General features: G+C 64.1%; 5 protein-coding genes, 1 pseudogene and 1 riboswitch. Of the genes and pseudogenes, 3 read left to right on the top strand and 3 right to left on the bottom strand.

Translation table 11 applies throughout. From position 1 onward, the window contains the following. Positions 1-101: 101 nt before the first annotated feature. Both AB5Y64_RS08375 and AB5Y64_RS08370 read left to right on the top strand, forming a co-directional pair. Positions 102-500, top strand: a pseudogene (locus tag AB5Y64_RS08375) (peroxiredoxin); the annotation flags it as partial. A gap of 124 nt (positions 501-624) precedes the next feature. Then, positions 625-1,593 carry a calcium/sodium antiporter gene (locus AB5Y64_RS08370; protein ID WP_010673489.1) on the top strand — a complete coding sequence of 323 codons (969 nt, stop codon included), beginning with the start codon at positions 625-627 and terminating at the stop codon, positions 1,591-1,593. Positions 1,594-1,658: 65 nt separating this feature from the next. On the opposite strand, the gene AB5Y64_RS08365 is transcribed toward AB5Y64_RS08370, so the two are convergent. Further along, on the bottom strand, positions 1,659-2,807 hold the full coding sequence (locus AB5Y64_RS08365) for a type III PLP-dependent enzyme (RefSeq protein WP_010673490.1): 1,149 nt from the start codon (positions 2,805-2,807) through the stop codon (positions 1,659-1,661). A 506-nt stretch (positions 2,808-3,313) separates the two neighbouring features. Further along, a riboswitch (glycine riboswitch) is annotated at positions 3,314-3,424 on the top strand. A gap of 106 nt (positions 3,425-3,530) precedes the next feature. On the opposite strand from AB5Y64_RS08365, the gene AB5Y64_RS08360 reads away from it, so the two are divergent. Continuing rightward, positions 3,531-4,907, top strand: a complete 1,377-nt coding sequence (locus tag AB5Y64_RS08360) for a sodium:alanine symporter family protein (protein ID WP_053288163.1) — start codon at positions 3,531-3,533, stop codon at positions 4,905-4,907. 201 nt (positions 4,908-5,108) lie between these two features. Here the strand turns inward: AB5Y64_RS08360 and AB5Y64_RS08355 are convergent, their stop codons facing one another. Both AB5Y64_RS08355 and AB5Y64_RS08350 read right to left on the bottom strand, forming a co-directional pair. Next, on the bottom strand, positions 5,109-5,822 hold the full coding sequence (locus tag AB5Y64_RS08355; protein WP_201871300.1) for a protein ligase: 714 nt from the start codon (positions 5,820-5,822) through the stop codon (positions 5,109-5,111). Positions 5,823-5,922: 100 nt separating this feature from the next. Continuing rightward, positions 5,923-7,320, bottom strand: a complete 1,398-nt coding sequence (locus AB5Y64_RS08350; RefSeq protein WP_128272630.1) for a nucleobase:cation symporter-2 family protein — start codon at positions 7,318-7,320, stop codon at positions 5,923-5,925. Between the last annotated feature and the right edge of the window lie 11 nt (positions 7,321-7,331).

Genomic DNA, 7,331 nt, shown 5'->3' with positions numbered 1-7,331 from the left:
AGTAACGGAGCTAACAGGAGACCAGCAGATCATTTTGGAGGTATTGGGTGAGCGCTATCGGCAAATTTATTCCTAAATCAGGTGCGGAATGTCGGGTGAAGGATACCCAGGCCCTGTTTGCCGACAAGCGGGTGGTGCTCTTTGCGGTGCCCGGCGCCTTCACCCCCACCTGCTCCAACGCTCACCTGCCGGGCTACGTGGTGCTGGCCGATCAGTTCAAGGCCAAGGGGGTGGAACTGTGCTGTCTGTCGGTCAACGACGCCTTCGTGATGAAGGCGTGGCAGGAGGCCCAGAACGCCTCTGCCATCACCATGATGGCGGACGGTGACGGCAGCTGGACCCGGGCACTGGGTCTGGCCAAGGAGACCGGCGCCTTCGGCGGCGTGCGGGCCCAGCGTTTTGCCCTCATCGCCAACGACGGTGTGGTGGAGCGGCTCTTCGTGGAGGCGCCAGGCAAGTTCGAGGTGTCGGATGCCCAGAGCCTGCTGGCGGCGCTGTGAAAGATTAATCGGCGTTTGATTACACCTTGAAATAGCAAGCGACCCCGTTACACTGAGGCCGCGTTTGGATGGAGCCAGGCAACTTGCCTGGCTCTCGTGTTTGCCGTGGATGAGATAGAACAATATGACCCTGGCTTTTGTTGCCCTGATTGCCGGACTGGCGTTGCTGGTCTGGAGTGCCGACAAGTTCGTGGACGGCGCCGCCGCCACCGCCCGTTACGCCGGTATGCCGCCGCTGCTGATCGGCATGGTGATCATCGGTTTTGGTACCTCGGCCCCCGAGATGGTGGTCTCCGCGCTGGCGGCCTCCCAGGGCAATCCCGGGCTCGCGCTCGGCAATGCCTATGGCTCCAACATCACCAATATTGCCCTGATCCTGGGTCTGACCGCCCTGATCAGCCCCATTGCCGTCGCCTCCCAGGTGGTGCGCAAGGAGATCCCCATCCTGCTCGGCATCACCCTGCTCTCCGGCGCCCTGCTCATCGATGGCAATCTGGGCCGGATGGATGCCGCCATTCTGGGGGCTGTGTTCGCAGTGCTGATGGGCTGGTCCATCTGGGCCGGCATGAACGGCAAGGGGGATGCGCTGGATACGGATACCGAGGAGGACATCGTCTCCGAGGGCATGTCTCTCAAGAGCGCCATCCTCTGGCTCATCGTCGGCCTGGTGCTGCTGATCGGGGCTTCCCGTCTGCTGGTGTGGGGGGCGGTGACCATCGCCCAGGGCTTTGGCATCAGCGATCTGGTGATTGGCCTGACCATAGTTGCGGTGGGGACCTCCCTGCCGGAGCTGGCATCGTCCCTCATCGCCATTCGCAAGAACGAGCACGATCTGGCCCTTGGCAACGTGCTGGGTTCCAACCTGTTCAACACCCTGGCCGTGGTGGGCATCGCCGCCGGCATCCACCCGCTCGAGGTGGCGCCCGAAGTGCTTTCCCGCGACTGGAGCATCATGATGGGGCTGACCCTGTTGCTGCTGGTGATGTGTCTGGGCCGCAAGGGGCAGGGGCGCATCAACCGGCTGGAGGGGGGCGTGCTGCTCGCCTGCTTCGTCGCCTACACCGGCTGGCTGCTGACGAGCCAGTTCATCTAGTCTGGTGATGAAATGAAAGAGGGGACGCCGCGGCGTCCCCTCTTTTTTGTGCGCGGGTCCTGGTCTCAGGCCACGGCAACCAGCTTCTGCTTCTGGGCGCTGTCCAGGATCAGGATGCTCGCCTTGGGGAAGAAGTTGAAGGTGGAGGCGGAGGCCCAGGTGTAGGCCCCCATCACCCGACCCACCACCAGCTCGCCGATCTCGAGATCCGGCAGCATGATGCTGTCGCGGATGACGTCCACGCTGTCGCAGGTGGGGCCGGAGAGCACCGCATTGTGCAGTTCGCCGTGGGCATAGGGCGTGCTCACCGGGTAGGTAACGTGGTCGTAGAGCTGGCCGTTGTAGCTGCCGTAGAGACCGTCATCCAGGTAGTACCAGATCTTGTCGCCGCGGTGGGCCTTGCCCATCACGCTGGAAACCGAGGTCATGGCCGGCGCGCTGATGAAGCGGCCCGGCTCGGCAATCTTCTGCACCGTGGCGGGCAGCTTGGCCAGGGCCTCGCGGATCGGGGCGCAGAAACCGTCGATGTCGAACTCGCCGCCGTCATAGTCCACCGGAAAGCCGCCGCCGATGTCCAGCACCCAGGGCTTGAGCCCTAGCTCCCAGGCCTGCTCCATGATCTCGCGGCAGGCGTCGATGGCCTGCACGTGGCGACGGGCATGGGGCACCTGGGAGCCGACGTGGAATGACAGCCCCATCACCTTGATCCCCTTGGCCTGGGCCAGTTGCAGCAACGGCAGTGCCTGCTCCGGGGTGCAGCCGAACTTCTTGGAGAGATCGACCTTGGTCTCGGGGTTCGGGAAGCTGACCCGCAGCAGCAGTTTCACTTCATCCTTGTAGGGCAGGAACTTTTCCAGCTCCAGCGGGTTGTCATAGACAAACACGGTGCAGCCGAATTCCAGGGCATAACGGATGTCGCTGTCACGCTTGATGGGATGGGTATGGATGCAGCGTCCCGGGCGAACCCCTTGGCTGCGCACCAGATCCACTTCGCCATTGGTGGCCAGATCGAAACAGGCCCCCTCTTCCTTCAAGACAGAGACCACCGCCTCGTGGGGCAGGGGCTTGAGTGCATAATGCAAGCGCACATCGGGCAGGGCGGCCGCCAGGGCCCGATACTGTTTGCGGACGGCTGCCTTGTCGAGCAGCAGCAGGGGGGAGCCGAATTGTTCAACCAACTGACGGTAATCTTGTGCGACCAGGGTCTCGTTCATTCTCTTTTGATAGTCCTTAGGGGGCGTGATATGCCCAAGCCATATGCGATTGAACCGGCGACGGCCGGCTCAGGCGAGCGGTCCGGAGGGACCCACCAGGCACATTGCATAACTCCCTTGCAAAGTGCTTAGTTATGCGCGGGATTATCGGCTTATTGAGTTTGTGTGCAAGCATTTTGATTGGATATGTCGGCAAGTTTTTCTGGTCGAGACGAAACAGGCTCTTGATACGGGGAGCGATCAGGGCCGTGATGGGGAGCACCTCCGAAGGGAGCTTGATAAGCTGTTGATAGTTAACGAACTAATAACATCAGGCCTGGAGGTTGCGGCCAGGTAAAAAGGGGGCGCCGGGGCCAGGGAGTGCGAGACAGCTCACATTTTTTGGATTACCATGCCCGCTTCCTGATCCAAACTAGTTCGGATGAAGGTAGCAGGAGAGCGATGGACAACCATCCACCGAAGAAGTGAATCTTTCAGGTACCGGGCAACCGGTGTGGACTGCTACTGGACGATACTCTGGAGAGACCCGTTGAATCGGGCGCCGAAGGAGCAAGGCACCGTGATTGCATCGCAATCTGGCGCCGGAAACTCTCAGGCAAAAGGACAGAGGGGATGGGATGGTTGTACCTGGGCTTGGCCCGCATCCGATCGCCTCTGGCCGATCGCGACACCTATGGGAAGATCATCCTTCTCCTCCTTAATCGTTGTTTTTAAGGAGGATGCATGTCATCAATTCAATCGGCGCTCGCCGCCATCGATAGCTTTATCTGGGGTCCCCCCCTGCTGATCCTGCTGGTCGGGACCGGTATCTATCTCACCTGGCGATTGGGTCTGCTTCAGATCGTGCGTTTGCCGCTGGCCCTCAAGCTGGTCTTTGGCCGCGATCAGGGGCAGGGCAAGCAAGGGGATGTCTCCAGCTTTGGTGCCCTGTGCACCGCCCTCTCCGCCACCATCGGCACCGGCAACATCGTCGGGGTCGCCACCGCCATCAAGCTCGGCGGCCCGGGCGCCCTGTTCTGGATGTGGATGGCCGCCCTGTTCGGCATGGCCACCAAGTACGCCGAGTGCCTGCTGGCGGTGAAATATCGCCAGCAGGACGCCAACGGCCAGATGGCAGGTGGCCCCATGTACTATCTGGAGAAGGGGCTCGGCTCCAGGCCGCTCGCCAAGCTGTTTGCCCTGTTCGGCATCGGCGTCGCCTTCTTCGGCATCGGTACCTTCCCCCAGGTCAACGCCATCAGTGATGCCATGAGCCTCTCCTTCTCGGTACCCCGTGAAGTGACCGCCGTGGTGCTGACCCTGATCGTGGCGCTGGTGACCCTGGGGGGTATCCAGTCCATCTCCAGTGTGTCGAGCAAGGTGGTGCCCTTCATGGCCATCTTCTACATCGTCGCCTGTGCCGGGGTGCTGGTGAACAATGCAGGCGCCCTGCCCGATGCGGTCATGCTGGTGATCGGGAGCGCCTTCACCGGCCATGCGGCCACCGGCGGTTTCGTCGGCGCCGGCATTATGCTGGCGATCCAGTCCGGGGTGGCGCGCGGGGTCTTCTCCAACGAGTCGGGCCTGGGTTCGGCCCCCATCGCGGCGGCGGCGGCCAAGACCGATTCCTGCGTGGAGCAGGGGCTGGTCTCCATGACCGGCACCTTCATCGACACCCTCATCATCTGCACCATGACCGGCCTGACGCTGGTGGTGACCGGGGTGTGGAGCGGCGATGCAAGCGGTGCGGCCATGACCAGTCTGGCCTTTGCCCAGGGGCTGGATGCCCATGTGGGCCAGTATCTGGTGAGCATCGGCCTCCTGTTCTTCGCCTTTACCACCATCCTTGGCTGGAACTACTACGGCGAGCGCTGCACCGAGTACCTGTTCGGGGTGAAGGCGATCAAACCCTACCGCCTCATCTATCTGGTGCTGGTGGCGAGCGGTGCCTTCCTCCATCTGGACCTGATCTGGCTCTTGGCCGACATCGTCAACGGCCTGATGGCGGTGCCCAACCTCATCGGCCTCATCGGCCTGCGCCACGTGGTGATTGCCGAGACCCGCGCCTACTTCAGCCGGGACCGGGATACGGAGTCCGAGCCCGAGCCGCAGACGGCCTGATGAGAAGCGGGCCTGCGGGGAGCCCTGTCACCGGGCCCCTGTCCATGGCGTCAACCGGGATCCGGGCTGGGATGGAAAAACCCGGGGCTTGATCCCGGCTCCTCTGACAATATCTGTGCGAAATACGCAAAAGCCACGACGCTCATCGTGGCTTTTTTGCATTTTACGCAATGAATGGCGGCGCTTGTTGCCCCCAGGGGGTCAGGGGGAGGGAATATCTCCGGTGAGCCGCTGCGCCAGCGCCCTGCTCACCCGGCTCACCAGGGCCGCCTCATCCCCCTGCCAGCCAATGGCGTGAGCCAGGGTGGTGGAGGTGCCCGGAGCAAAGCGCAGCTCGCCCCCGGCCAGTTCGTAGAAGCGGCTCGCCATCCGGGTGCCCTCGTCCACATCCCCCGCCACCAGCAGCATGGCCTGAGCCAGCACGGCGCCGTCGTGCTCCCGGCCCGGCGCCAGCCAGCGCTGGGCGGTGCCGGTCACCTTGCGGCCCCCGATCACCAGGTTGTACTGGCCGTCGCAAAACGAGCCGGGCACGAAGTCGTAGCTGCCCGCAAGACCGTGTTCCTCCAGCAGGGCGAGCAGGGGCGCCCCCAGCAGCCGGTAGTAGTGGGCCAGATCCGTGGTGGTGCGGGGCAGCATGAGGGAGAGGTTGAGGATGCCGGCGCCGTGGGGCACGGCGGTGCCGCCGCTGTCGCGCACGAACACCGGCCAGTCCTCGGCGGCCAGCTGCTCGCAGGCGGCCTGGTAGCGGGGCAAACGGGTATCCTTGCGGGTGACGATGAGGCATTGGGGGCCCTGCCAGAGGAGGGCTCTGGGCTCGCCGTCACCGGCGCACTCCCGCAGCCAGCGCTGCTCCTCGGCCAGGATCTGGTCGGGTGTCTGGTGGGCGGGCGGCGGGGGCAGCAGGGTATAAGGCATGAGAGGCATCCTTTGGCAGAGGCTGCCAAGCACAGTACGCGCGGGGGCAAACAAGGTAAAGCCCCGCATGGCGGGGCTTTGGTGCAAGGATGGCGGAGTGTCAGGCCTGTGCGGCGGCGCGCCTGGGCAGCAGCAGATTGAGCAGGATGGCGGTGAGGCCGCCGGTGGCGACGCCGTAGGAGAGCACGCTCCTGGCCAGCTCCGGCAGGTGTTGCAGCACCTCGGGCACCTGGGCCACTCCGAGACCCATGGCGAGCGACACCGCCAGGATCATCAGGGCGCGGCGGTCCAGCTCCTCCCGGGAGATGATGCGCACCCCGGCGGCGGCGATGGTGCCGAACATGACGATGGTGGCGCCGCCGAGCACGGGTTCAGGTATTTGTTGCACCAGGCTCGCCACCGCCGGGAACAGGCCGAGCAGGGCCAGCATGGCGGCGATGAAGAGGCCGACATGGCGGCTGGCCACCCCGGTCAGCTGGATGACGCCGTTGTTCTGGGCGAAGGTGGACATGGGGAAAGTGGAGAAGACCGCCGCCAGCATGGAGTTGGCGCCATCGGCCAGCACGCCCCCCTTGATCCGCGCCATGTAGACCGGCCCTTCCAGCGGCTCGCCGGAGATGTCGGAGGTGGCGGTCATGTCGCCGATGGCCTCCAGCGCCGTCACCACGAAGATGATGGCGAGCGGCACGAACAGCTGCCAGTCAAAGCCGAGCCCGTAGTGGAGCGGAACAGGCACCATCAGCAGCGGGCCGTCGAAGGTGGGGACTGCCACCTTGCCCAGCAGCAGCGCCACCGCATAGCCCGCCAGCATGGCGATCATGATGGCGGAGAGGCGCAGCCAGGGGTTGCGACTGCGCTGCATCAGCACGATGAGGCCGAGCACCAGCAGGGAGAGAAAGAGGTTGGTGTGGCTGGCGAAGCTGCCGTCCGCCAGGGCGCCGTAGCCGCCCCCCATGCTGATGAGCCCTACCTTGATGAGGGTCAGGCCGATGAGCAATACCACGATGCCGGTCACCAGCGGGGTGATGATCCGTTTGACCAGGTGCAGGAAGCGGCTCATGACGACGATGGTGAGGGCCGCTGCCAGCATGGTGCCGAACAGGGTGCCCAGCAGATCGTCGGTGGGCATGGCCGCCTGCTTGAGGGCGAGGCCGGAGGCGATGATGGGACCGAGGAAGTTGAAGCTGGTGCCCTGTACCGAGAGCAGGCCGGAACCGAGGGGGCCGAAACGGCGGGTCTGGATGAAGGAGGCGATGCCGGACATGACCAGGGACATGGAGACGATGTAGCGGGTGTCATCGGCAGGGAGGCCGAGGGCGTTGGCGATGATGAGGGGCGGGGTGATGATGGCGACAAACATGGCGAGCATATGCTGCAGGGCGGCGAACAGGGTCTGGGGCAGGGGGGGGACATCCTCGATGCCGTAGACCAGTTCGCTGTGGGCTCGCCTGGGGGGATGGGCCTCTCGGATGGCGCTTGGGGCGGCAGCCTGTTCCATAAATACCTCGA

The sequence above is a fragment of the Aeromonas sp. R5-1 genome (assembly GCF_040908265.1).
GTDB lineage: Bacteria > Pseudomonadota > Gammaproteobacteria > Enterobacterales > Aeromonadaceae > Aeromonas > Aeromonas caviae.
This window is presented reverse-complemented; position numbering and strand designations above follow the sequence as displayed.